26 protein-coding genes and 1 riboswitch are annotated in these 25,636 nt (G+C 37.6%); of the genes, 13 read left to right on the top strand and 13 right to left on the bottom strand.

All coding sequences use genetic code 11. The features are described from left to right. The first annotated feature begins 56 nt into the window (after positions 1-56). Positions 57-728 carry a peptidoglycan DD-metalloendopeptidase family protein gene (locus tag IEV57_RS10225; protein WP_188442395.1) on the top strand — a complete coding sequence of 224 codons (672 nt, stop codon included), beginning with the start codon at positions 57-59 and terminating at the stop codon, positions 726-728. Here the strand turns inward: IEV57_RS10225 and IEV57_RS10220 are convergent. Continuing rightward, positions 721-1,497: a type III pantothenate kinase gene (locus tag IEV57_RS10220; RefSeq protein WP_188442393.1), complete on the bottom strand. Its 777-nt coding sequence runs from the start codon at positions 1,495-1,497 to the stop codon at positions 721-723. The genes IEV57_RS10225 and IEV57_RS10220 overlap by 8 nt on opposite strands. Before the next feature lie 94 nt (positions 1,498-1,591). Here IEV57_RS10220 and IEV57_RS10215 point away from each other — a divergent pair, with 94 nt between their 5' ends. The 4 genes from IEV57_RS10215 to IEV57_RS10200 all read left to right on the top strand — a co-directional run bounded on the left by IEV57_RS10215 (position 1,592) and on the right by IEV57_RS10200 (position 4,092). Continuing rightward, a complete protein-coding gene (locus IEV57_RS10215) occupies positions 1,592-2,077 on the top strand; it encodes a GNAT family N-acetyltransferase (RefSeq protein ID WP_188442735.1) in 486 nt (161 codons plus the stop codon). A 116-nt stretch (positions 2,078-2,193) separates the two neighbouring features. Continuing rightward, a complete protein-coding gene (locus IEV57_RS10210) occupies positions 2,194-2,952 on the top strand; it encodes an SDR family NAD(P)-dependent oxidoreductase (protein WP_188442391.1) in 759 nt (252 codons plus the stop codon). Positions 2,953-3,038: 86 nt separating this feature from the next. After that, complete coding sequence (locus IEV57_RS10205; protein ID WP_188442389.1) at positions 3,039-3,623, top strand: hypothetical protein; 585 nt, start codon at positions 3,039-3,041, stop codon at positions 3,621-3,623. Positions 3,624-3,627: 4 nt separating this feature from the next. Next, positions 3,628-4,092: a hypothetical protein gene (locus IEV57_RS10200; RefSeq protein ID WP_188442387.1), complete on the top strand. Its 465-nt coding sequence runs from the start codon at positions 3,628-3,630 to the stop codon at positions 4,090-4,092. 371 nt (positions 4,093-4,463) lie between these two features. On the opposite strand, the gene IEV57_RS10195 is transcribed toward IEV57_RS10200, so the two are convergent. The 7 genes from IEV57_RS10195 to ileS all read right to left on the bottom strand — a co-directional run bounded on the left by IEV57_RS10195 (position 4,464) and on the right by ileS (position 15,239). Further along, complete coding sequence (locus IEV57_RS10195; RefSeq protein ID WP_188442385.1) at positions 4,464-6,863, bottom strand: TonB-dependent receptor; 2,400 nt, start codon at positions 6,861-6,863, stop codon at positions 4,464-4,466. 176 nt (positions 6,864-7,039) lie between these two features. Next, positions 7,040-7,136: riboswitch (TPP riboswitch) on the bottom strand. A 100-nt stretch (positions 7,137-7,236) separates the two neighbouring features. Further along, complete coding sequence (locus tag IEV57_RS10190) at positions 7,237-8,304, bottom strand: fatty acid desaturase family protein (RefSeq protein WP_188442383.1); 1,068 nt, start codon at positions 8,302-8,304, stop codon at positions 7,237-7,239. A gap of 167 nt (positions 8,305-8,471) precedes the next feature. Further along, entirely contained in the window at positions 8,472-8,996 is a 525-nt protein-coding gene (locus IEV57_RS10185; RefSeq protein WP_188442381.1) for an AAA family ATPase, read from the bottom strand. Next, complete coding sequence (gene pnuC / locus IEV57_RS10180) at positions 8,986-9,606, bottom strand: nicotinamide riboside transporter PnuC (RefSeq protein ID WP_188442379.1); 621 nt, start codon at positions 9,604-9,606, stop codon at positions 8,986-8,988. The genes IEV57_RS10185 and pnuC overlap by 11 nt, the downstream gene beginning before the upstream one ends. Before the next feature lie 52 nt (positions 9,607-9,658). Continuing rightward, positions 9,659-10,966: an ATP-binding protein gene (locus IEV57_RS10175; protein WP_188442377.1), complete on the bottom strand. Its 1,308-nt coding sequence runs from the start codon at positions 10,964-10,966 to the stop codon at positions 9,659-9,661. Between the two features lie 186 nt (positions 10,967-11,152). Then, entirely contained in the window at positions 11,153-11,785 is a 633-nt protein-coding gene (locus tag IEV57_RS10170; RefSeq protein WP_188442375.1) for a lipoprotein signal peptidase, read from the bottom strand. A 70-nt stretch (positions 11,786-11,855) separates the two neighbouring features. Continuing rightward, on the bottom strand, positions 11,856-15,239 hold the full coding sequence (gene ileS / locus IEV57_RS10165; protein WP_188442373.1) for an isoleucine--tRNA ligase: 3,384 nt from the start codon (positions 15,237-15,239) through the stop codon (positions 11,856-11,858). 316 nt (positions 15,240-15,555) lie between these two features. On the opposite strand from ileS, the gene IEV57_RS10160 reads away from it, so the two are divergent. Then, a complete protein-coding gene (locus IEV57_RS10160; protein ID WP_188442371.1) occupies positions 15,556-16,008 on the top strand; it encodes a DUF1569 domain-containing protein in 453 nt (150 codons plus the stop codon). A gap of 17 nt (positions 16,009-16,025) precedes the next feature. Here the strand turns inward: IEV57_RS10160 and IEV57_RS10155 are convergent, their stop codons facing one another. The 4 genes from IEV57_RS10155 to dgt all read right to left on the bottom strand — a co-directional run bounded on the left by IEV57_RS10155 (position 16,026) and on the right by dgt (position 19,542). After that, a complete protein-coding gene (locus IEV57_RS10155; RefSeq protein WP_188442369.1) occupies positions 16,026-16,382 on the bottom strand; it encodes a helix-turn-helix domain-containing protein in 357 nt (118 codons plus the stop codon). Positions 16,383-16,384: 2 nt separating this feature from the next. Beyond that, positions 16,385-16,684 (bottom strand): type II toxin-antitoxin system HigB family toxin, encoded by a 300-nt coding sequence (locus tag IEV57_RS10150; RefSeq protein ID WP_188442367.1) that lies wholly within the window; start codon positions 16,682-16,684, stop codon positions 16,385-16,387. A gap of 79 nt (positions 16,685-16,763) precedes the next feature. Next, positions 16,764-17,897: a DUF4221 family protein gene (locus IEV57_RS10145; RefSeq protein ID WP_188442365.1), complete on the bottom strand. Its 1,134-nt coding sequence runs from the start codon at positions 17,895-17,897 to the stop codon at positions 16,764-16,766. Positions 17,898-18,189: 292 nt separating this feature from the next. Next, a complete protein-coding gene (gene dgt, locus IEV57_RS10140; RefSeq protein ID WP_188442363.1) occupies positions 18,190-19,542 on the bottom strand; it encodes a dGTP triphosphohydrolase in 1,353 nt (450 codons plus the stop codon). 134 nt (positions 19,543-19,676) lie between these two features. Between dgt and IEV57_RS10135 the strand changes: the two genes are divergently transcribed. The 4 genes from IEV57_RS10135 (at position 19,677) to msrC (ending at position 22,957) form a co-directional block, all read left to right on the top strand. Then, positions 19,677-20,516, top strand: coding sequence for a DUF4382 domain-containing protein (locus IEV57_RS10135; protein ID WP_188442361.1), 840 nt, complete (start codon positions 19,677-19,679; stop codon positions 20,514-20,516). 108 nt (positions 20,517-20,624) lie between these two features. Continuing rightward, positions 20,625-21,425 (top strand): DUF4382 domain-containing protein, encoded by an 801-nt coding sequence (locus IEV57_RS10130; protein ID WP_188442360.1) that lies wholly within the window; start codon positions 20,625-20,627, stop codon positions 21,423-21,425. Positions 21,426-21,433: 8 nt separating this feature from the next. Continuing rightward, a complete protein-coding gene (gene ribD, locus IEV57_RS10125) occupies positions 21,434-22,456 on the top strand; it encodes a bifunctional diaminohydroxyphosphoribosylaminopyrimidine deaminase/5-amino-6-(5-phosphoribosylamino)uracil reductase RibD (protein WP_188442357.1) in 1,023 nt (340 codons plus the stop codon). A gap of 18 nt (positions 22,457-22,474) precedes the next feature. Next, complete coding sequence (msrC, locus tag IEV57_RS10120; protein WP_188442355.1) at positions 22,475-22,957, top strand: free L-methionine (R)-S-oxide reductase MsrC; 483 nt, start codon at positions 22,475-22,477, stop codon at positions 22,955-22,957. A gap of 144 nt (positions 22,958-23,101) precedes the next feature. Here the strand turns inward: msrC and IEV57_RS10115 are convergent, their stop codons facing one another. After that, positions 23,102-23,674, bottom strand: a complete 573-nt coding sequence (locus IEV57_RS10115; RefSeq protein WP_188442353.1) for an LOG family protein — start codon at positions 23,672-23,674, stop codon at positions 23,102-23,104. A 227-nt stretch (positions 23,675-23,901) separates the two neighbouring features. Between IEV57_RS10115 and IEV57_RS10110 the strand changes: the two genes are divergently transcribed. From IEV57_RS10110 to IEV57_RS10100, 3 genes are all read left to right on the top strand, one after another. Next, complete coding sequence (locus tag IEV57_RS10110; RefSeq protein WP_188442351.1) at positions 23,902-24,471, top strand: non-canonical purine NTP diphosphatase; 570 nt, start codon at positions 23,902-23,904, stop codon at positions 24,469-24,471. 19 nt (positions 24,472-24,490) lie between these two features. Further along, on the top strand, positions 24,491-25,105 hold the full coding sequence (udk, locus tag IEV57_RS10105) for a uridine kinase (protein WP_188442349.1): 615 nt from the start codon (positions 24,491-24,493) through the stop codon (positions 25,103-25,105). Between the two features lie 80 nt (positions 25,106-25,185). Continuing rightward, complete coding sequence (locus IEV57_RS10100) at positions 25,186-25,551, top strand: hypothetical protein (RefSeq protein ID WP_188442347.1); 366 nt, start codon at positions 25,186-25,188, stop codon at positions 25,549-25,551. Positions 25,552-25,636 lie beyond the last annotated feature (85 nt).

Raw genomic sequence — 25,636 nt, 5'->3', positions numbered from 1 at the left:
ACATGATTAATCAAAGTTGCTCTTATATTTACATTGAATTAGAATCAAAAACTCGAATGCTAAACACACTCCTTGATCAGATTGAGATTTTCCATATCATGGGCACTGCCCTAGATAGTACAAATACAATGAAATTGGATTTTTCTCCAAATAACAAAACTTTAGAGACCATTGATCTGGGAAATACCGATGCTTTTAACACTTATGTTTTCGGAATCTTGGAGCAGTCCAGCAAAACTTATGGCATAGGAGGCTACTTTGAACATCGCGCTATTTACAGAAGAAGTGAGGTTTTTGCGACAAATGAAGAAGATTTTAGAGATATCCATCTCGGCATAGATATTTGGGCAAAAGCGGGACACCCTGTATTTGCGCCTATAGACGGAAATGTTCACAGTTTCAAAAATAATGTGGGTTTTGGCAACTATGGACCTACCATCATATTAGAACATCATATTGAAGGCAAATCATTTTACAGTCTTTATGGGCATTTGGCTTTATCTGATTTGGAAAATCTAGAAGTTGGACAAAAAATCGGAAAAGGAGAATTGTTTTGTCACCTTGGCCCATTTCCCGAAAATGGAGATTGGCCTCCACATCTACACTTTCAATTGATGTGGGATATGATGGGAATGGTCGGTGACTTCCCGGGTGTGTGTAGTCAAAGAGACATGGATAAATTTCAAAAAATCTGCCCTGATCCCAATATACTTATTGGATTCAAATAGGCTGATTTGCAATCGTAATCAGGCGAATCCCTTCTAAAGTCAGATTTCGATCTACTGCATCAAAGCTCGATTGGAGATTGGAAATGATAGAGGATAAACCTCCTGTTGCGATGATCCTCGAAGAATATCCCAATTCCTTTTCAATCTCAATAAGCATCCCTCTTACTAAACCTGAATACCCAAAGTATATCCCTGCTTGAATAGATTCGACTGTATTTTTACCTATTGCTGACTTGGGCTGCACCAATTCTACTTCGGGCAACTTGGAGGTATTGTGAAATAGCGACCGCATGGCAGTATGCAAGCCAGGTACAATATTCACCCCCTGAACAGCCCCCTTTTTATCCACAACTGTGAAAGTCAATGCTGTCCCAAAATCCACAATGACACAGGCATCTTGAAATTTCTCATATGCAGCGGCTACATTACACATGATATCTGTCCCTATTTCATTTGGCCTCCTACTGCTGACTTTTAGCTTTTGGTAGCTTTTCCCAGCGATTAGATAGCAACTCTTTCCTAAAAATTCAGAGCAAAACTGAGCGATCATTTGATTCAACTCGGGTACCACCGAACTGAACCCCACTTGATCGATATGCGCGATCTTGATGTCATTTTCTAAGAAAAAAAGATGAAGTTCCTTTTCTAACTGAAGCAAGGAAATCTCTGTTTTTGTATTGACTCGACACTCGTATTTCCATGTGGCAGATTGCGCTTCATAAAATCCAAAAACAATATTCGAATTACCTGCATCGATAGAGAGAAACATGAGATAGCTGATTTGATGATGTCCAAATAAAAATTAACTGGCCCAAATATAAAAATTGATTTTAAGGTTTTTAGAATTATGGTTACTTTCGGCTATGTATGAAATCAGAAAAGGAGAAAAAAACGACCTTCCAAGGGTTTTAGAATTAGTCAAAGAACTGGCACTTTACGAAAAAGCACCTGAGCAAGTGATCAATACTGTCGAATTGATGGAAGAAGACGGATTTGGCGCTAATCCAGTCTATGGTTTTTTTGTAGCTGTCAAGAAAAGTACAAAAGAAATCATTGGAATCTCGATTTACTATTACCGTTATAGCACTTGGAAAGGGAGAAGGCTCTATTTAGAAGATATCGTGGTCACTGAATCAGAGCGAGGAAATGGCGCTGGTAAACTTCTTTTTGATCGAACCATGCTCAAATGCCTTGAAGACAACTGCTCTGGCATGATGTGGCAAGTCTTGGATTGGAACGAGCCTGCCATCAATTTCTACAAAAAATACGGCGCCGACCTTGAAGGACAATGGATCAACTGCAACCTGCAGGCTGATGAAATCCAAGCCCTGCTTGGAAAAGTTAATTAAGTGGATTAAGGGATTGGTTATTAGTTGCAAGTCACAAAGACTAATTATTATTCAGTCCCATATTTTTCTTAGCAAACTATTTCCACATAATAACTGATAACCAATAACTCTTTAAGATGAACATTTCACTAAAAAATCATAGAATCCTCGTAACTGGCGCTTCCAGAGGAATCGGACGCGGCATTGCAGAGCAACTTTCCGCTTCTGGAGCTGAAGTATTGATTCATTTCAACAAAAACGTAGATGAAGCCAAAAGCTTACAAGACGCCTTACCAAACGCATCTCACTTGGTTCCTTGTGATTTGTCCGATCTTTCATCCGTCCAAGGCTGGATTCCAGAATTGATTCGTATCTATGGCCCGATTGACGCCATTGTCAATAATGCGGGAATAGCGATTTCTATAGAAGACAATGCGCCAACAGATGACTGGACGGCTGCATGGCTCAAAACTATGGATGTCAACATCAATGCTTTAGCGATTATTTGTAAGGAATTTATTGCTCATGCTAGAGAAAAGAAAAATGGAAGGATCATCAATATTTCTTCCCGGGCAGCCTTCAGAGGTGATACGCCTGATTATTTAGCTTATGCCGCTTCCAAGGCAGCAATTGTCAGCTACACGAGATCCATTGCTAGGTATTATGGGAAAGAGGGCATCAAGGCATTTATCATCGCGCCGGGATTTACGCGCACGGATATGGCGCAGGACTTTATGGATCAATACGGCGAGGAATACGCCCTCAATGACATTGCGCTTACCACATTGACTGAACCTAAAGATATCGCACCCATGGTCACGCTTCTTTGTTCTGGCCTAGCAGACCATGCCACGGGGTGCACCATCGATATCAATGCGGGATCTTATGTGCATTAATTGATTTTTTCGATTAATTAGTTTCGGAAATATTTAACCTAAAGCAAAAAATGAGGTTATTAGAATAAAATAACCTCTTTTATCTAATGTCTAAAAACGATACCCTTTCTCCAGAAATGCTCAAAATCATCAAGATTTTTGGAATTGGGTCATTGGCTTTAGTCTTCATCCTCTCCTTTTTTAATGAAAAGAGGGCAAATAATTCAGGTAAAGAAGCGTCTATTTTAAGCATCACAGATGCTGAACGTTTATATTTAAAAAATGTCAGAGGTTTATATTATGATCTGGAGGGTCGAGATGATGCAAAAATGTCCGTGTATCGGTACGGAAAGCGAGTTCAAGAGGCAGATCATCCGCTCCTCAATCTTTCTATTTTGATCAATCGAGTAAAAGATGAGGCTTACCTTTATGTAGAACCTTCAAACGATCTGAGTTCCTTTTCTCTGAGAGCAACAGTTGCCGATCAAACTGATACCCTAGAATTTATATCGGGCGATAAGTTTTCCCATTTTAATTTCGTGGAGCAACTCTATCCATTTTTGATAGAAAATGCCTATTTTGAGCTGTTGATAGACGAGGTTTGGGTTCCCATATTGGAAGATGAAAAAGAAAGAGACGCCTTGAGAATCCCAATCAAAGACTTCTATCGCTTGATCAACAAACCCGAATAACTTCATGGATTTAAAGAGAATTGATAACCTATGGAAGTTTCTAAGTCTCAAAAACAACTTCCAACTCAATCACCAAGTTGGCAAAGAAGTCAGCTACAGCGTCAACAGAGGAAGTCAAAGCCTCACACATCGATTCAATCCAAAACTTTTACTTGATTCTTCTCTACATTTGAAAGACATCCAATTTCAAGAGAATCTACTTCACAGACATTATCAAGCTTCAAAAAAGAGATTTGGCGTTAAAGAAAAAGCCTTTTCTCCTGTATCATCCGTTGTGTTTTTCCCAAAGGAACTGCTCAAACTCGGGCTTAAGTATGATTTAGAAATCAAGCAAGATAGACATGAGCATTTTTCGATCCGAATAAGTCCTTTCAATCCTAAAAACATCTACGACATCCTCAATACTGTCAACTTGATCAGCCGCACACTTTGGGTAAAGAATTTCTTTGCAGAGGGTATTCGGAACTAAAAAGTCGAGAGAGAAATAGTTGATTAAGTTATTAAGGGATTGTAAGATTAGAAAATTGGAAAATTAAAAGATTGGTCCCGATTGCTACAAGGGTGGAAGGTCAGGAAGTTATTTGACATTTCATTATACTTTATAATTTGAAATGAAGTAGTCGTCATATCGACCACATGGGAGATATCTCACTTTGTTCGATATGACCATACGCTTTTATCTAACCTCTTATCCAATTTTCCCTGTCTTACTATTAAATGTTTTTTGATTCTAGAGACTCATCCAACTCGGTAGAAAAGTCTTGTCGCTTCTAGTGTTTCACAAAAAAAGCACCCCCGAAACCGAGGATGCTTTTATGCTTAGTAAAACTTAAACTTTATTTAAAATCTCATTTTCACTCCTGCAAGGAAGTTGGTGCCAGCCATTGGGTAATAGAAATTCTCCGTAATTAATTCTCTTCCTGTTCCGCCTTCTCCAGGAAGAAAGTAAGAGAAGGTATAGCCATTTGGTTCGTAGAGTTTATTGAAGATGTTGTAAACCATCAGCGTGAACTCCATATTTTTCACAAATCTTGGTCTTAAAGCATAATTTAATCTCAAATCTGTTGTCCAAAATGCATCTAGCATTCGGTTATCATTCATGGTATTGTCCATGAATTGATTGCCAACATATTTATTTAACAAGCTAATTTCAAAGTTTTTGCTTGGCTTATAGTCCAAAATCGCTGAAGCAACAGCATTAGGTGAGAAAGCAATATCCGTATCTGTGTAAGTAATTTCTTCTTGAAAAAATTCTGCGGCAGCGTAATCATCAATATATTCTGTAAACTCAGCGATTTTATTTCTACTGATTGCCAAGTTTCCTCCTAGAGTAAATTTTGGAGAGATTTTATAAGCTCCATCAATTTCGATTCCTGCACGATAAGAATTGGCTACGTTGTCTCTTACATAGGCACCAACATCATTCAGCTGTCCAGTTAGGACAAGTTGATTGTTGTAATTCATATAATATAGATTCACGTTGTAAGAATACTTGCTTGTATTGGCTTTGATACCTACTTCTATATTTTGGAGATTCTCGGCCTGAGGCGCACGATCCACTATAGGGGAATCTGTAAAATCTCTTCTTACTGGTTCTCTATTTGCGACTGCATAAGATGCGTACAAAGAATTGCCTGAGCTCGTCTGATAAGTCAATCCAAACTTAGGATTAAAGAAATTATAACTCACATCACCCGATACGTTTCTCAAGTCATTGTTCAAGCCTTCAAAGCGATAGTCTACTCCTCTATACTGTAAATCGCCAAAAAGGAAAAGCCCTTCTGTAGCTTCATATGTACCTTTTAGATAAATATTTCTATCGTCCTTTACCGCATTGTTGTCATAATATCTGTCTCTAATATTCACACCTGCTGCATATTGCATCCAAATAAGCTCCCCAAAATGGTCCCCATCATAGCGATTGATTCCACCACCTAGGACCACATCCCATTTGGCGTCATCTGAAATATAATTCAAGGAAAAAACACCGCCATAAAAGTCATTATCTAACCATCTTCTGCGAATGATATCCATCCTAGCAATGCTCTCTCCACCAATAACAACTGGAGGAAGTGCATAATTACTGAGTCTATCATTTCCTCTAAACTGCTCGTAGTAACCACGTCCATAAGTATAGTGAAGGGCAGCATTCGCTTTCCAGTTTTGATTTATTTTTCCTGTATAAATAAACTGATAATGATCCTGCTGATAGTTGTCGGTTTGGTTGTCGTAAGTATAAAGATTGAATGTTCTATTTGTTTCCAAAAGTGCTTCAGGAACACCTTCCCAAGCTTGATATGTTTTTTCAGCACCAGAAAACACATTCAGTTTGAAAACATGATTTTCTCCATAGTAACCACCTGTCAAGAAATAGGATCTGAGGTTTGAAGACGCTCGATCCATATAGCCATCGGAAGTAATTTGCGATAATCTCGCATCAAAAGCCCATCGGTTATTCAAAAGTCCTGTCCCTGCTTTTACTGTGTGCCTTCTTGTGTTGAAGGAGCCGAAGGAGTTATCCACTTCTCCGTAGGCTTCATCCTGACGTGTATCAGTCTGAATATTGATGCTCGCACCGAAAGTAGCAGCGCCATTTGTGGATGTTCCAACACCTCTTTGAATTTGCATATTGTCAACTGAAGAAGCGAAATCAGGCATGTTCACCCAAAACACACCATGCGACTCTGCATCGTTCAAGGGAATTCCATTGACAGTTACATTGATCCGAGTCTGATCGGAACCTCTAATTCTTAATCCAGTATAACCAACGCCTGCACCTGCATCCGAAAAACTCACCACCGAAGGCGTATAATTCAATAACATAGGGATATCCTGTCCAAGATTGAGCTTGGCAATTTCTTCCCTCTTGATGTTTTGGAAAGTAGTTGGAGTCACATCTGATGCTCTCGTTCCATTCACAACAAATTCTTCGGTGAAAATGCTACTTTGCTCCAAAGCGATATCGATTGGCTCATTAGTGGGCACGGATATCTTTAATATTTGAGTTGTATAGCCCAAAAAAGATACCCTCAAGTCGTAATTTCCTTGAGGAATATTGCTGATTTCAAAGTTTCCAGACATATCAGCAGTTGCGCCTCTTCCTGTCCTTTCTAAAATGATGTTGGTTCCCACCAATAATTCTCCCGTAGAGGCATCCTTTACGGTTCCATTGATTTTGTTTTGCGCGGTAGCGACAAAACACACGAGCAAAACTGCTAATGTAAGTCCTAATTGCTTCATTTAAATTATTTAATATGCCGAAAGCCAGCTGGTTAAACTTCAGAAAACCAAGGGGATGATTTTCTTCATTTTGTTTACCCATTTCCAAATCAAATACAGCAAAATTGCATGTCTGCGCGGAGCCTAAGTTTTATAGACTAATCCAAAGTCTTCGGCGAAAACTTTTTGCATGTACTTTCATTGGTTACTCATTTCCCTTCGCCGGCACTACCCGGATCAGGTATTGTGGGTATGATCTCAGCCCGATATTTTAAGGCACCCCTAATGATCTATGCTGCAAATGTAGGTGTAAAAGCTTAATAACCAAAAATGGCCTAAAATAAAAAACCCGCTGCTCATAGTTGAACAGCGGGAAAAATTAAAATTCTTAGACTTATTGGTTACCGCCTAAATTCCTCAAGTGATTGACGTGAGAGGCAAAGGCCATACTTAATTTTGGATGTTCTAAATATGGTATCCCATACTCTCTACAAGTTTCTTTGATTATCTTACTGATTGCAGGATAATGCACGTGTGAGATATTTGGAAATAAATGGTGCTCAACTTGAAAGTTCAAACCGCCTACCAACCACGATAGTAACTTATTGTTAGTGGCAAAGTTAGAAGTTGTCTTTAACTGATGGATTGCCCAATCGTCTTCCAATTTATTTGTTTCAATATTAGGCATTGGGAAAGAAGCTTCTTCTACTGCATGTGCTAATTGGAACACCACACTTAAGAGAATCCCCGTAGAGATTCCATATACAAGAAAACCTATCAACCAAGGCATAAACCCTACCATATAGAGTGGAATAGCCACGAATAATATGATATGAATGAGTTTGAATCCCCAAAAAGAGAAATGATCAGCAACAGTCATTTTCTGAATTGGGACAATCCCCACCTTTTTGGTCACGTATTTCTTGTAATCCGTCACAAAAATCCAATATAAGTAAAGCAGTGAATACACAAATAAGAAATACTTATGCTGATACTTATGGATTTTATGGAATTTTTGATTTGGACAAAGTCTCAAGAAAGGTCTTGCATTCATGTCATCATCTACTTCGTCAATATTCGTAAACGAGTGATGTACGACATTGTGCTTTGTTTTCCACATGAAAACATTCGCTCCCAAAAAGTTGATCGATACTCCAGCGAGTTCATTGACCCAACTCTTTTTACTAAAACTCCCGTGTGCCCCATCGTGCATCACATTGAAACCAATAGTAGAAGCCAAAGCTCCTAGTAGCACACAACCGACTAGGGCAATCGCCCAATGTGGTGTGAAGAATACGAGTGTTACATAGGTTGCTATGTAAGCGCAAACAAGCAAAATAGCTTTAAAATAAAGCGAGAAATTTCCAGTTTGGTTAAGATTTTTTTCTGTAAAGTGATTTTTGATCCTCAATTTTAAATCTGAATGGAAAGAGGATGCGGCACTGAATCTAGGCGGACGCATAATAATGTATTTAATGAATTTAGTAATCAGAATGCAAAATCGCTGGATGATTGTCAGACATTCTGCTATAAAGATACATCAAAAAAAGTTAGAAATTAAAAAACTGACAAATATCATCTTCTTGACCCTGTTGCATTTAAGAAATATTAACACCTTATTCAAACACATTATAACCCATTACTTTTCAGGGCTTTCATTGCTGAAACAAATCTATCAATATAATTTCCTTCAATAATTTCGAATGGAACATTTGATTTTTGAAGCAACTTGTGATAGCGATCGAAAAAATAATCTCGCATTTCAGGATCAGGATGCTCTCTTTGCGGATCGTCTTCCCAAGGAATGTCCACATTTGTCAAAAGATATAAATCATATTTCCTGTTTTGAATTTGTTCAACAATCCATGGATCTGTTTTACCGAATTTGTGATTACTCCAGACATCGATAACATGCAAATCAGTATCAATAAAAAGATACTTCTTTGCATTTTTCAATGCAGAATCCTCCGCATAAATTTGACCCTTTGCGATTTGAAGCAAATCCTCAAATTCATAAGGTCGATGCAGATTTTCTATATATTGCCTAGCGTATTCATAAACCCAGGGTTCATTGTACGCAGCCGCTAATGCTTGAGTAAGCGTACTTTTTCCAGTAGATTCTGGTCCTAAAATCACAATTTTTTTAATACCCATTTGAAATGTTCCTCGCGGACTTTATCCAAGAAAATAAACCAATAACTGCTAAAACAGTAAAAAACATAAATTGAAAAGATGTCAATACCAAACCCTTACAGAGATACAATGGAATAGAAACTAAGTCAGTGATAATCCAAGCAATCCAGTTTTCCACCTTCTTTTTGGCCATCAGCCACATTCCTACGAATGCAGATGAAGTTGTAAAGGAATCCCAATAGGGAACGTCACTGTCTGTGAAATTCGCTAGTATAAAATACAGGACTCCATAGGAAACGAAAAATAAGGCAATTGATTTGAGAACACCCATGCGGCTAAGCCAAGTCACTGCTAATTCTTCGCTTGTCCCACTCGGCCTACTCCACAGATACCAACCGTAGATAGACATTCCGAAATAATAAGCATTGATTCCCATGTCTGCATACAATTTATATTTTAGACAGATGTAAACATAAATCAAGGTGCTTATCATTCCAGTTGGAAATACCCAAATGTTCTTTTTGATAGAATAAAACACACTAGCAATGCCGAAAAATACTGCTATCGCCTCCAGCCACGACATTTCTGCAATCCCTTGCTGGAAACTTTCCAAAACCCAATCAAAATCCATGTGGCGAATTAAGTCAATATTTTTCTTTGGTACAAAAGAAATAGTTCAATATCTAAGAAATGGTATTCTCCTGATTTAAAAAACCAATAGCATAAAGTGGAATATTTACTAGCCAATCTTCTTTTCTATATCCTGACATGGATGTTCGTACAGAAACTGGAATTTTATATTTCTCAGAAAAAACTTTGAGACTTTTTGCTTTTAAATTTTCTTCTGCTTTGACCTCAACAGGATAAACTTTACCATCTAATTGAATTATAAAATCAATTTCTGCTGTCGATTTTTCTGTAGACCAATAGAACGGATGAATATTTCTTGCAAGAAATTGCTGAAGAACATACTGTTCAGTCAAAGCCCCTTTGAATTCTTCAAAGAGGTTATTTCCTTCCAAAATTGACTTGGAATCTAAGTCCGTTAAAGCTGCTAAAAGTCCAATATCAAGCATAAAAAGTTTGAAGGAATTGATATCCTCATAGGCTTTTAATGGAATTCCAGGTTTTGAAATTTTATTCACCCGATGAACTAATCCAGAATCATAAAGCCATGCCAAAGCCAATTCAAAGTCCTTTGCTCTAGCTCCTTGTTTGACATGTCCATAGATGAATTTTTTATTCTCTTTTGTTAATTGAGAAGGGATAGCATTCCATAGCATTCGAATTCTAGGTACGATTTCGACTGGTGCGTGCTTAGAAAAATCTTGTTCATAAGCTGCCAAAATTCCCTTTTGAATTTTTCTAACTTCCTTCAAATCCTTATTTTGAGCATAATTTGTAACTGCTTCAGGCATTCCACCCACGAAGTAATATTGTTTCAAAAGCCCAATATATTTCTCCTTAAAAGTATTGATCAAAGCCCAATCCTGATTCTTGACTAATTCAATTAGGTCTTCTTCATTCATAGCCATTAGAAACTCTTCAAAATCTAATGGATAAAGATTTAAAAAATCAACTTTTCCCACTGGAAAAGAAACTTGCTGATGCAATACAACTCCTAATAAAGAACCTGCTGCCATCACAAAATATTCTGGAGCATTTTCTTGAAAATATTTCAATGAAGTTATGGCAAATGGAGATTCTTGAATCTCATCGATGATAACCAAAGTCTCTCCTTTTATAACTTTTACTCCTGAGGTTATTTGTATAGCCAACAGAATCCTATCGATTTCAAAATTTTGTTCAAAAGCATCCTTCAATTCTTTATTCGTCTCCAAGTTCACGTAAGCAACAGACTGAAAACATTCTTTTCCAAAAGTTTTCATCAACCAAGTTTTACCCACTTGTCTTGCACCTTGAATCAAAAGTGGCTTTCTACTCGAGGCGTTTTTCCAGGATGCAAGTTGATTAGTCAATTTTCTTTTCATGAATTTCCAAAGATTAACGAAACAAAAATACACTTTTTCCTAGGGAATAAATGTATCAGAACACACTTTTTCATACGAAAAAATGTAAACCATTCCACTTTTTCAAAGGGAAATAAATTGAAGACCATATTGTAAACAAAAAAAAGCCCTCAAAGCATGACTCTGAGGGCTTTTTGGTTGAAGAAACTACTCTTTATTTTCTTCAATAAATTGTTTTTGAATTTCGTCTTCTGCTTCAGGATCTTCCTCTTTGAAGAATCTGCTTTGGAAAACCAAGATGATAGCTACCCCAGCAAAGATCGATGCATCTGCTATATTGAAAATTGGCCACAATGCAGTGTAGCTTCCACCCCAGAGAGGCACCCATTCAGGAATATACCCTTCCCAAATATCAATATAAAACATATCCACAACCTGTCCATGAAACCAAGGAGTTACAGCATTGTAAGGGGCATTGTTCAAAAAGACACCGTAAAAAACAGAATCAATCAAATTCCCTATTGCTCCACCCAAAATCATTGCGATACAGATAATGTAACCAACATGCATCTTTTTTTCAATGATGTAATAAAGGTAGTACCCTATCCCAAACATGGCAACCAATCGAAAACTAGTAAGTATCAGTTTTCCGTATTCAGATCCCAACTGCATTCCGAAGGCCATACCTGGATTGGTCGTGTAATGCAACTTGAACCAGTCTCCGAAAATCTTTATCTGACCAGGAGTGCCAAAATCCATTTGATAATGAACCAGTAACTTGACCACCTGATCAAGGATAATCACTGCCAACGCAATTCCAAAATATTTTAGATACTTCATGTATTCCTATTAAAGCCACAGATTTAAGGATTTTTTTTGATATTGACCCTTTTCGCAGCTGATATTTTTCTTAGTTAGCTTTTGAGATTTTTACAGACAACTCAAAATCATCCATATCCAAAGTGATGGATTCGGTAACAGACTCTACTATTTCCAAGTTTACAGCTTGTGTTTCGGTCTTGATATATCCACCAAAATTCTCAAATGATGCATTTACCAAATCATCATGCTTTGCAATCTGAATATGGATTTTATCTTGTACTTCAAGTCCCATATCCTTCCTTAGATTTTGGATTCTATTCACCAAGTCTCTCGCAATCCCTTCCTGCTTCAATTCTTCAGTCAAGGTCACATCAAGTGCAACTGTCAATCCCTGATCAGAAGCTACTGACCATCCAGGGATATCCTGAGAACTGATCAATACCTCTTCCAACAACAATTCTAGGGATTCTCCATCGACGTCAACATTGATTTTACCGTTTTTCTCGATTTCAGAAATCTGCTCTTTCCCCCAAGAATTGATCGCTGCTACGACAAATCGCATCTTAGGTCCTAACTTCTTACCCAAAACAGGCAGATTAGGTTTCACACTCTTCACCAAAACGTCCGAAGCATCATCTATATATTCAATGGCCTTGATATTGACTTCAGACATGATCAATTCTTCTACATGCTGAATCTGAACTCTTGTCTTATCATTCAATACAGGAATCAAAATTCGCTGCAAAGGCTGTCTTACCTTAATCCCAATCTTAGGATTTTTTCTTAGGGAATGCACCAAAGACGAAACTCTTTGAGCTAAATCCATGCTTTCTTCCAAATCCTTATTGATCAAGGATTCGTCAACATTGTTCCAATCAGTCAAGTGAATCGACTCCATTGGATTTGCTGTAGCCTCTGTCAGATTCTTATACATCCAATCTGAATAGAACGGTGCAAAAGAAGACATCAACTGACTCAGTGACATCAAGCATTCATACAAAGTCTCGTAAGCGGCTTGCTTATCAGTGTTTAAATCTCCTCTCCAGAACCTCTTTCTTGCCAATCTCACATACCAGTTAGACAACTGATCGACTGTGAAATTCATAATCGCTCTCGTCGCTTTAGTCGCATCATAGTTGTCCATGGAATTCTCTACTTCTGCTATTAAAGATTGAAGTTTTGAAATAATCCACTGATCCAATTCTGCTCTTTGTGCAACAGGTATGCTCTTGTTTTTGTCATAGACAAAATGATCCAAATTCGCATAAAGTGCGAAGAAGTTATAGGTATTCTGTAGCGTTCCAAAGAATCTTCTTTGTACTTCTGCCACACCTTCCAAGCTAAACTTCAAATTATCCCAAGGATTGGCATTGCTAAGCATATACCAACGCAAGGCATCAGGCCCATATTCTTTCAAGGTTTTGAATGGATCCACAGCATTGCCCAATCTCTTAGACATTTTGTTGCCATTTTTATCCAATACTAAACCATTTGCAATGACATTTTTGAAAGATACTGAATCGAATAACATGACAGACAAGGCATGTAGTGTAAAGAACCAACCTCTGGTCTGATCCACACCTTCTGCAATGTAATCTGCTGGATAATTTGCATTGAAAATCTCCTCGTTCTCAAATGGATAATGCCATTGTGCGTAAGGCATCGCTCCCGAATCAAACCAAACGTCGATTAAGTCTGGCTCACGATACATGGCTTCTCCCTTTTGAGAAACCAAAATCACATCATCTACATAAGGTCTATGCAAATCAATTTCTTCTTCATTGATTGGAGAAGATTCCATCAATCCAGCTTCAATGGATTTCTTGATTTCTGATTTCAGCTCATCAATAGATCCGATACAGATTTCTTCAGACCCATCTTTTGTTCTCCAAATTGGAAGTGGAGTACCCCAGAATCTGGATCTACTCAAATTCCAATCCACCAAATTCTCTAACCAATTCCCAAAACGACCGATTCCAGTTGCCTCAGGCTTCCAGTTGATCGTTTTGTTCAATTCCACCATTCTATCTTTGTAAGCGGTAGTTTTGATAAACCAGCTTTCTAATGGATAATAGAGGATAGGCTTGTCAGTTCTCCAGCAATGTGGATAGCTGTGTTCGTATTTTTCGACCTTGAAGGCCTTGTTTTCATTCTTTAAAATAATGGTGATGATGATATCTGTATTCTTGAAATCTTTGCTCTCTTCATCATCATTGGTGTAATTTTTTACAAAGAAATCATCTTCACCAAACTCTTTATGAGCTGTGATTCCATGCTCTTTCATTTTGGCTGCGAGGTATTTCCCTACGACTGGCAAGAATTTACCTTGCTTATCGACTACAGGGATTTCATTCCCTTTTTCGTCCTGAACAAATACTCCTGGAATATTATTTTGAACCAAAGTTCTAAAATCGTCTGCACCAAATGCCTTTGCAAGGTGAACGATTCCTGTACCATCTTCAGTAGTCACATAATCCCCAGAAATGACAGTAAACGCTGGATTTGGAAGTGTCAAATCAGCTATTGGAAAAATTTGTTCATATTCCAATCCAAGCAAATCAGCTCCTTTCATTTCCGCTACAACTTCATAAGGAATCAATTTATCCCCTGCTGTATAATCAGCTATAGCTAAATCTTGTGCTTTTGCATTGAAGTAAGAACCAATTCTAGCTTTTGCTAAAATCACTTGTTGTGGCTCAAAAGTATAGGGATTGAAAGTCCTCACTTTCACGTAATCCAATTTTTCTCCAATTGCCAAAGCGGAGTTAGAAGGCAAAGTCCAAGGAGTGGTAGTCCATGCTAAAATATAAGTATTCTCTTCTCCTTTAAGCTTAAACTGTGCGGTGATGGAAGTGTCCTTCACATCTCTGTAGCAGCCCGGTTGATTGAGTTCGTGTGAACTCAGACCTGTACCTGCGGCTGGAGAGTAAGGCTGGATAGTATACCCTTTGTAAAGTAAATCTTTGTCATAGAGTCTCTTCAACAAATGCCAAAGTGTCTCTATATATTTCGCATCGAAAGTGATATAAGGATCATCCAAATCAACCCAATAGCCGATTTTTTCTGTCAAATCATCCCATTCATCCTTGAATCTCATGACTGTTTCACGGCATTTGCGATTGTATTCCTCTACGGTGATTTTCTTCCCGATATCTTCTTTGGTAATCCCGAGTTCCTTTTCTACCTGAAGTTCAACAGGAAGACCATGGGTATCCCAACCGCCTTTTCTTTTTACCTGAAAGCCTTTAAGTGTCTTGTATCTACAGAAAATATCTTTGAGCGTCCGCGCCATCACATGGTGAATGCCCGGTGTACCATTGGCTGAAGGTGGTCCTTCAAAAAATGTAAAAGTCTCTGCCCCTTCTCTATTGACTACAGATTTGTTAAAAATGTCATTTTCTTTCCAGTACTGAAGTACGCTCTCCCCGATATTGGGATAATCTACTTGCTTAAACTCCTGATATTTTTTCACAGTATTCCTTGATGTTTTTTTTGAAAACCACTCTCCTCTTAGTCTTGAATGATTTTTTGATACTCAAAAAGGTGCTAAATTCAATGCTTATTGAAGAAAACACCCTTCTCAAATTCTTCTCCTTTTATAAAAAAGGAAAGCATATCCCTTTGGATATGCGGGCATTCCAAAAATGGAATGCAGGCGCAAAGTTAAGATATTTTGTAGGATTAGGGATAAATAATCTTAGAATTCGATTTTGGTGCAGATTAATATTTCCAAAATGATTCCTAGTAAGTATAAAAGCTTTAAATTATGGCAGTAAAGCACAGCAATTATGGGAAAATCAATTTATTCAAAAGGAGCAATTGAAGAAATTTCAACTCGAATGAAAGGCTTGCAAGCAGATCAAATACCACTTTGGGGCTCGATGAACCCTACTGAGATGCTTGTTCATTGTAACCTAGCCAATGCAGCGATCCTAGCTTCACCAAAAGCAACCCAAACTCCCAGCATGAAGCAGCGATTCTATAAATTTATTTTTTTCCATGTCAAAAAAGATTTCCCAAAAGGTGCTAGAGGTGCCAAAAGATTTGATGTGAAGGGAAAAGTAGATGAAAAAACTTTCGAAGAAGAAAAATCAAAATTCTTTCATCTTTTGAATAAATTCAGAGATTTGGATCATAAACTGGAAGGGCCTCATCCAGTATTTGGAAAGCTAAATCATACTTACTGGGGCAAATTCGTCTGGAAGCATTTGGATCATCATTTGAAACAGTTTGGGTTGTAATTTAATTATTGACCGATTTACCCTTCATTTAGCAAAATATCAGCTGGTATTTTCAAACCTTTATAAAGCGATTTAATCATTCCTAAAGTAAGTTTCCGCTTCCCATTCAGAATTTCACTTACACGACTTTGACTGCCAAGATATTTCACCATATCGCTTGCAGTCATACCCATTTGCTCCATTCGGAACTTTATTGCATCAATGGGATCTGGAGGTGCAATAGGATAATGTTTCATCTCGTATGACTCAACTAAAGTGACTAACAAATCTAACTCATCTCCTTCAAGACTATCCTTTTTTGCTCCCCACAACTCCTCTATTCTGCTAAGAGCAGTATAATAATCCTGTTCAGTTTTAATTGGTCGAATATTCATAGTCAAATTGTCTTAACGTCTATTTTATCATACTGCTTGTGAGTACCAATGAATCTTATGAAAATCACTTGAAATTCATAATCAATTGCAACTACAAGTCTGTAGTCATTGCCTTTTATATTGAAAACCACTCTTCCCTCTCCTACAATGCTTGCATTTTTGTGATGCATTTTCAATTCATTTGAATTTCTCCATTCAGCTGATTTAGCATCATGATACCAAGCTCTCAAAGAGACTTCTGAATCAGAATATTCTGGTTTTTCAAAAAATTCTCTCAGGGTTCTAAATGCAATTATTCTCATAACTATGCTGTAAAAATACAAAATTAAACATTAAATCCCGATTTGGGATATTTAAATCGCGCGATTCAATGTATCAGCTTTAACTTTCCCTCTCTATTTTCAACCTAACAAAGCCCAAATCGTCATCTACATTTTCATGAATCCACAGGCTTCCATCTTTGGCGAAGTAGGACCCAGGTCTTTTTCTGTAGTCCTCCAATTCCTTTTCGGCTAGCATTTTAAGATTTGAATCAAAAACCGTTAAAAAAACTCTCGTTTGTATACTTTCAGGATTATCGAAGCTTGAAGTATCATAGTATGATAGTCTATAAAAATTTTGATTGCTATCATCCCAAGCCCATCGACCAAATTCAATTTGTTTTCTCAATATTTTTTGTTGCTCACTGAACTCTTCCCTAGTACTCACTTTTTGCTGGTGGCCTCCTTCTTTTTGATTTGAAGTAAGTTGACTTTCATATTCAATCTGCTCGTATGCTTGTGTTTCAGGATCAAAAACCAGACAATCATTAAAGTAATTAGAGTGGATAAGAACTTTATCACCATGCTTCTGCTTATACACGCTTCCTATAGAAGCCATCATAATATCGCCATCCAAAACAACAGAGAATTTATCCAATCTTTCCGCATAGGGGAAGTCGATCAACTCCATTTTTTGCTGTTTCAGATGTAGTTTTGCAATTGAAGGAATATTTTCAAACATGCTCATCAAACCAATAATTACCGTACTATCATTCAAAAACACATATTCGCTTTTGAAAGAGAAATCAGTATCCGGATTGCTATCTGCATAATCGACTGGATGAAAACTCAATTTTTCAATTAAATTTCCTTCAAAATCATACACTCCACTTTTATCAAATCCATGTAAAAACAGATTTCCATCTGACCAATTCCGCATACTGATTACATAAGCTGACAGTGCATTTGGACCATCATTATTGAATTGTGCCTTTTTGACTAGCTTCAGCTCTTCCAAATCAAAGATTTCCAGATTCAAAGATTTTCTATCAAGATTATAGAGCATTTTTTTATCCTCACTTAGTACTGAGAGCCACATGTTGGAACCTGCCATTACTATTTCTTCACCGGTATTTACCAGTAATGTATCTTGACTTACGACAATGGAAAAAGAGGATTCTGAGCTTGATTTTTGATCATTAGATCCACATGACCAAATAAAAAAGCCTAATAACAAAAGGAAAGAATATTTCATATAAATAGAGTTTAGTCTAAATTAACTAATTAGTTTTTAAGATCCTAATATGCTAGGCTAAATCATTTAACAAAGCAAAAAATAGAATTCTGTAGATTAATAAATTTGATAATCTCGACGACAATCAGGAAACCTTCTAGAATATTAATTACAAAAATACCTTTAAAATGATTCGGGATTTATTTAATGTTGTTGTTACCATATTGATTACCCTATTCTTTTTGCTAAATCATTTAGCAATAACTATATAAAATTGCTAACTAGATTAGCAATAATGAACTTATGCTTAAAATCAAGCCCCAGGTAATGCTATCCCTTTTACTCTTCTGTATAAATTAAGTGCATATTTATCGGTCATTCCAGAGATAAAGTCCATCAAAACACGGAGCATCGGGTACGGATTTACATTGGTCTCCCAACCATCCAAAGGAAAGTCTTCAGGAAGCAATCTTAGAATACTTTTATCTTGGCCAGAATACAGATCTGTTTGATAGAATTTATGATTCAAAGCCTTGGAAAAAACCTCAAGAAGTCCTTCTAAAACTTGGAAACCTGCAGCCTCTTTCTCAAGAACAGGTTTGGATCTGTATATTTTTTTGACAGACAAATCGGATATAATCTCCAATGCTTGGGCTGAAGGAATGATCTCGGTTAAGGCCTGATCGAATTCTCCTTTGAGCATGGCTTCTTCATTTTCCTCAAAAGCTAGTACAGTTTCTTGGATCAATTGATTGATTGCCATTGCTCTCAGAATTGCTAATTTTTGAGTTTGTGTTTGGTAAGTCTCTAACTTCCCGGCATCAAATCTTTCTTTTAAAATGGAAGCTAGCAACTCGATTGTTTGCTCTAAAGTAACTAGACCCAATGTACAGCCATCCTCCAAATCTATAATACTATAGCAAATATCATCAGCAGCCTCTACCAAAAACGCTAGTGGATGTCTTAAATAACAGCCATTCTCAGCTTTTTCTATACCTAGTATTTCTCCTAAATGTCTATAATCTTCCGCTTGATCTGAATAATACCCAAATTTTTTCTGACTTCTTCGTTTTCGTTCTTTTTCAAAAATATGAGCTGGCCTAGGATATTTTGTAAAAGCAGCTAAAGTAGCATAGGACAATTTCAATCCATTATTTTTAGCTACTAGCATGCGAAAACCTTGAGCATTCCCTTCAAAATTACAAAGATCTGCCCATTGCTCAGCCGTCACGTGTCGCTGCCAAACTTGTCCGTAGGGATGGAATTTGAAAAAATCTGAAATCGCTGTTTCTCCTGCATGCCCAAAAGGAGGATTACCAATATCGTGAGTTAGTGCCGCAGCAGCCACTATAGCCCCGATGTCCGCTGCACTAATCGTCGAGTCTTTTAAATGTGGGTATTTATTGAGGAGAAATTCCCCTGCTGTTTTTCCCAAAGTCCTGCCGACTGATGACACTTCCAAACTATGCGTCAATCGGGTGTGTACAAAGTCGTGATCAGGAAGAGGAAACACCTGCGTTTTGTCTTGAAGATTTCTAAAAGGAGCTGAGAAAATGATTCGATCATAATCTCTCTCTGGTTCACTTCTAAACTGATTTTCAGGCTGCTGCTTGATATTTTTCGGATCAAACCTTCCAGCAGTTAGTAACTTTTCCCATTTCATCATTGCCAAAAATACAATCTATTCAACAAAATCAAGTAGTCTCTACTGTCTTTCATCAAAAATTCATAATCACAAAATACATTGGCACATTGATTGAAAAAATGTCAATCTAGAAAACTAAATTAACCAACATAATTATGAAAACTTATTTTAAAAATTTTAATGTGCTGTTCCTAGCAGCACTATCCATTTTCGCTTTTTCTTGTAATCAGGAAGATGATAATGGAATTTCAGAAGGTAATGCAAGAGTAAACGTATTCTTAGTCGATGCTCCTGCTGATTATGATGCTGTTTGGGTAGAAGTACTGGGTGTTCAGATTTTACCTAAAGGTGAAAACGAAGATAACGGATCTGCTTGGATCAATATTGGGAATGATGCCGCTGATGACAACATGATTAATCTACTCGAATTAGTAGGTGGAAATGCTGCAAATCTTGGTGAAGTAGAAGTTCCTGCTGGAGAAATCTCACAAATCAGATTGATTTTAGGTGACAACAACTATCTAATGAAGGGTGATGATAAAATTGATTTGAAAACACCTAGTGCTCAACAAAGTGGACTCAAAATCAAGATCGATAAACCTTTGATGGCTGGTATTTCTTATGATTTGGTTCTCGACTTTGATGCCGGAAGATCAATTGTGAAAGCTGGCAACTCAGGTCAATATATATTGAAACCAGTATTAAGGGCTATTGCTGAGGAATCTGCAACAATCGAAGGGGTAATCACTCCTATAGAAGCCGCTCCTGTTAGAGTAATTGCAATCATTAATGATGATTCAGTAAGTACTTTTACCAGTGAAAATGGATCATTTATGATCAGAGGCTTGATTGAAGGCGAATACACACTTTCAATCCTACCAAATGAACTTTATCTTGCTGATACGCTAAGAAATATCCCAACTGTAAAAGGTCAAGTAACAACCCTAGAGCTGATTGAATTAGAACTTGCGCCTGAAACTGATGGCGGAGAATGATCGTAATTGAACGCTTGAAAATAACCCGTGGAAGTATCCTCGGGTTATTTTTTTGACCTATTTTATCAGAATTTCGTACAATCCACAATCTTTCTTTAATTTTAAGTCGTGAAAAAAATACAAATTCTCAGTTTTCTACTTTTCGTTCTATTTTCCTGCACTGGCACAGAAGAGCGTACAGGTGCGCTGCTTAACGTATTCTTGGTCGATGCACCAGCAGACATTGAAGCACTTTGGGTTGAGGTTTTAGGAGTTGATATTCAAATAGTATCTCCGGGAAGGGAAGAAAGACCCGAGTCCATATTTTTTCCATATCAAGCAGGCGACAAGTTAGTTGATATTGCCCAGCTGATTGCAGGACAAGAAGTATTGATTGGGAGAGGAGAGATCAATGTGGGGAACATATCTAAAATTACCCTGCGCTTAGGGAATGAAAAATATTTAAGAAAAGATGGTTTAAGAATCGATTTAGATCTTCCTGAAGAAAATAAAGCAGGTTTAGCAATAGATATGAATTTTGAATTAAGACCAGGAATTTCACATGACATTTACATTGATTTTGATTTACTTCGGTCTTTAAAAGCTCCCGAAAGACCTTTAGAAAGTTATCAATTCACCCCACAACTAAGTGCCTTTACCAAAGTCAATACTGGCGAAATATCTGGAAGTATCAGGCCGAATAGAGAAGATGCGTTTTTGTATGCCATCCAACAAAATGACACCATTACAACTGGAGTAAACGTGAGGGCCAATGGCCAATTCCTTTTTAGAGGATTAGAAGGCACATACACCATTTACATCATCCCAAAAAATGATGATTTCTTAGCAGATACAATCCCCACGGTGATTGTTCAGCCACAGACCGTTACGCAATTAGGTAATATAACCTTAAGACCAAAAGAAGATTAAATCCCGTTTTGGAAAATCACATCAAATTCATGCGAAGAGCTATCGAGCTCGCAGAATTAGGAATGGGAAATACAAGTCCCAATCCAATGGTTGGCTGTGTAATCGTCCATCAGGATCAAGTCATCGCTGAAGGCTATCATGAATATTATGGTGGGCCCCATGCCGAACCCAATGCGATTTCGCAAGTAAATGATCAAAGTGTCCTTCAAGAAGCCACCGTTTATGTGACCTTGGAACCTTGTGCACACTTTGGGAAAACTCCTCCTTGTGCCAATTTGTTGGTCGATAAAGGAGTAAAGGAGGTTGTCATTGGAGCAGTAGACACTAACCCTCTTGTTGGCGGAAAAGGGATGGAAATCCTCAGAAATGCAGGAGTCATGGTGATTTCAGGAATTCTAGAAGCAGAAGTCCGCTATCAAAATCGAAGATTTTTTACCTACATCGAAAAACAAAGACCCTACATTATTTTGAAATGGGCCCAGACTCAGGATGGTTTTGTTGCAAGAGAAAATTACGATTCCAAATGGATCAGCAATCAATACAGCAGGCAGTTGGTACACCGATGGAGAGCTGAGGAGGATGGTATTATGGTAGGAACAAATACAGCGAGATATGACAACCCAAAACTTGATGTAAGGGATTGGGATGGAAAAAACCCCACCCGAATAGTCATTGATCGAATGTTGCAGCTCAGTCAAGAACTTTCCGTTTTTGATCAAAGTCAAAGTACCATTTGTTTTAATTTGGTTAAAGACGAAAAGTCCGAAAACATAGAATACATCAAATTAGACCCTGATTTTGCTCTGGGGGAAATATTCCGGGTTCTCTACCAGCGCAAGATTCAAAGCATACTCGTGGAGGGAGGCACATTTTTACTCCAAAAATTAATAGACGCTGAACTTTGGGATGAAGCCCGCGTGTTTACAGGACAAATCAATTTCGGAAAAGGAATTGCTGCTCCACAAGTCCAAGGGAAAATGATCCACAAATCAGAAGTTTTCGGAGATGAATTGAAAGTTTGGAGCAAATAAAAAAACAGAATATAAGACATGGCAGAATCACTATTTATACCAACAGAAGCTTCCAAAGAAGAAAAATATGGGGCTATTCTTCCTCAAATTGAAGCATTGATCAGTGGAGAAAAGGATCTAATCGCTAATCTGGCAAATATCTCGGCGGTGCTCAAGGAATCTTTTGGATTCTTTTGGGTAGGATTCTATCTCGTCAAAGACAATCAATTGGTCTTGGGGCCATTCCAAGGACCTATCGCCTGTACACGAATCAATCTAGGAAAAGGTGTTTGTGGTACTGCGTGGAAAGAAAACAAGACACAGCTCGTGCCAGATGTCGACGCATTTCCAGGACATATCGCTTGTAGTTCTGCTTCCAAATCAGAAATCGTCCTTCCTTTTTCTTCAAATGGTGAAGTAGCTGGTGTTTTGGATATTGATTCAGACAAGCTTGCTGACTTTGATGAAACTGATCAAGTTTATTTAGAGAAGCTGATTTCAATCCTTGAAAAAACAATGTAATCGCAAAATTCATATAAATTTTGCGATTACGATCGCTGATTTAATATAAAATTTGCGTTTAGAGGAGAAATTCTTCCAGATTATCTGAATGAACAACTTTTATTTCAGCATTCGGATAAGCATTTAGGGAAGTGTTTGGGATGTCTATTTGACTTCCCATTTTTCGATAAACTTAGGTTGAAATGCAGCCATTTTATCTAATAACTCCACTGGATCAGCAGAGATAATCAGCAAATCTAACTGTGCCTGATGCAGGAATCCTTCCTCACAACTGAACTTCAAAAAATCAATTAATTTATCATAGTATCCATTCACATTATAAAGTGCAAGCGGCTTTCTAATATATCCTAATTGATTGAGCGTCATGATCTCAAATAACTCTTCAAAAGTACCGATTCCGCCTGGCATAGCCACAAAACCATCACCTCTCTCAGCCATCAGCCACTTTCGGTCACGCATCGTCTCTACTACTGTCAATTCCGTGCAGCCAATATGAGCTACTTCAATATCAACCAACTTCTGAGGAATAATCCCATAGACTTCCTTCCCTGCTTCCAGCATTTTATCGGCTATCACTCCCATCAACCCTACATTTCCAGCTCCATAAACTAGAGCCATATCTCTTCTAATCATCTCAGTTGCCAAGGATTGCGCAGCAGTGACATACATCGGATTCCTCCCCTTATTTGAACCACAATAAACTGTTACCTTTTTCATTCTATTAATATTTTGCCCAAAGTTAGGGAAAAGGAGTTGTAAAGTTGGAAAAGTTGAGGAAGTTGGAAGGTTTTGGGATGGAGATATTTATTTGGGAATGTGGGTTTGGTTACTGGTTGATTGAGGGATTGGGGGATCAGGTGAATACACTCACGCTAAGCCCCAACTATAAAACATTACAATTTTGTAACCTTTAAACTCAATAAAAAATCATCTATTTTTACAGGATGAAAATTTGCTTTGCTACAAATAACAAGAAGAAAATCGAGGAGGTAAAAGCTGCTCTTGGGAATGATTTTACAATAGTTTCACTGGAAGAGATCGGCTGTCATGAAGAATTGCCTGAGACAGGAAATACGCTAGACCACAATGCGTTTCAAAAAGCCCGCTACGTCAAAGATCATTATGGTGTAGACTGTTTTGCTGATGATACGGGATTAGAAGTTGATGCTTTGAACGGAGAACCAGGTGTTTACTCAGGAAGATATTCAGGAGAGCCAAGAAGTGATGAAAGAAATATTGATCTTCTTTTAAAAAATCTTGATGGAAAGACCAATCGTCAGGCAAAATTCAGAACTGTCATTGCGCTAATTTTAAACGGAGAGGAACATTCCTTCGAAGGAGTTGCAGCAGGCGAGATACTAGATAAACGGACGGGCACAGGTGGATTCGGATATGATCCGATCTTTAAACCTTCAGGATTTCACAAATCATTTGCTGAATTGACTATGGAAGAAAAGAACGAAATCAGTCACCGGGGAAAAGCTGTAAAGGCACTTGTGCAGTTTTTGAAATAAATCCCTAATTTTGTCCTCCATGAGCAAGCCTTACATTGTCGGAATCACAGGTGGAAGCGCCTCCGGAAAAACCCTTTTCTTAGACAAACTACTTAACTCCTTTGAACCAAACCAAGTTTGTTTAATCTCACAAGACAATTATTACAAACCTAGACATCAGCAACCTATTGATGATAAAGGAGTACATAATTTCGACATGCCAAGCTCTATTGATTTCGAACAATACGCGCTAGATATCAAGAAAATTCAAGCAGGAGAGACTGTTTATAGACAAGAGTACACTTTTAATAATCCAAACAAAAAACCAAAAATCCTAGAATTTGTACCTTCTCCCGTGGTAGTGGTAGAAGGTATTTTTGTGCTTTACTATCCAGAATTAGCAAACCTGCTGGATCTCAAAGTTTTTATAGATGCCAAAGAGTACATCAAACTCAAAAGAAGAATTGTCAGAGACAAAGTAGAGCGAGGTTATGATTTAGATGATGTGCTTTACAGGTACGAAAGTCACGTGATGCCGACTTACGAAAAATACATTGAGCCATTTAAACATGATGCTGATCTGATTGTACCCAATAACAGAAATTTCGATAAAGCGCTCGATGTGATCAAAACTTACCTACGAGCAAAGATTTAACCTACTGATTTTCAATACAAAAATCAAGTTTTGGGACAATTCGCTATGGAAGTTTTCAATTATTTATATATTTGCAGCCCGTGAAAGTAGAAAAAGAAAATATCAACCTATTCAAGCAACGCATCACACTCGTAATGGTGATGTTTTTTTGCATGCTTGTCTCTGGCATGGAATATTTCCCGAACCTTTCGCAGGATGACAATACAGAAAAACAAGAGACTTCTTCGGAGAAAGAAGGTACTCAGAAAAATCAGACTTTTTTAGATGTAGCAGTTGACGCGGTTGTCCCATTCGTGACCACTTTAGGTAGTCAGGTATATTACATCATTTATGAAATTATAAATTTTGAAGCTCCTTCAGCTTCTTTAGCGCTAAGTCAAGCGATCATCGATTTAGAATTCAGGGAAATACTTTTTGAAAGGATCATTTCGACCAATGCTCCCTGAACAACCTTCTTCCCTTCAATTTTTGAACATCCATTTTAAGATGTTCTACTTTCTCTATTCATTTTAAAAATCAATCTATAATTAT

Source organism: Belliella aquatica, from assembly GCF_014637795.1.
GTDB classification, from domain to species: Bacteria; Bacteroidota; Bacteroidia; order Cytophagales; family Cyclobacteriaceae; genus Belliella; species Belliella aquatica.
Note: the sequence above shows the minus strand (reverse complement) of the source record. Positions and strands in the feature narration are given on the sequence as shown.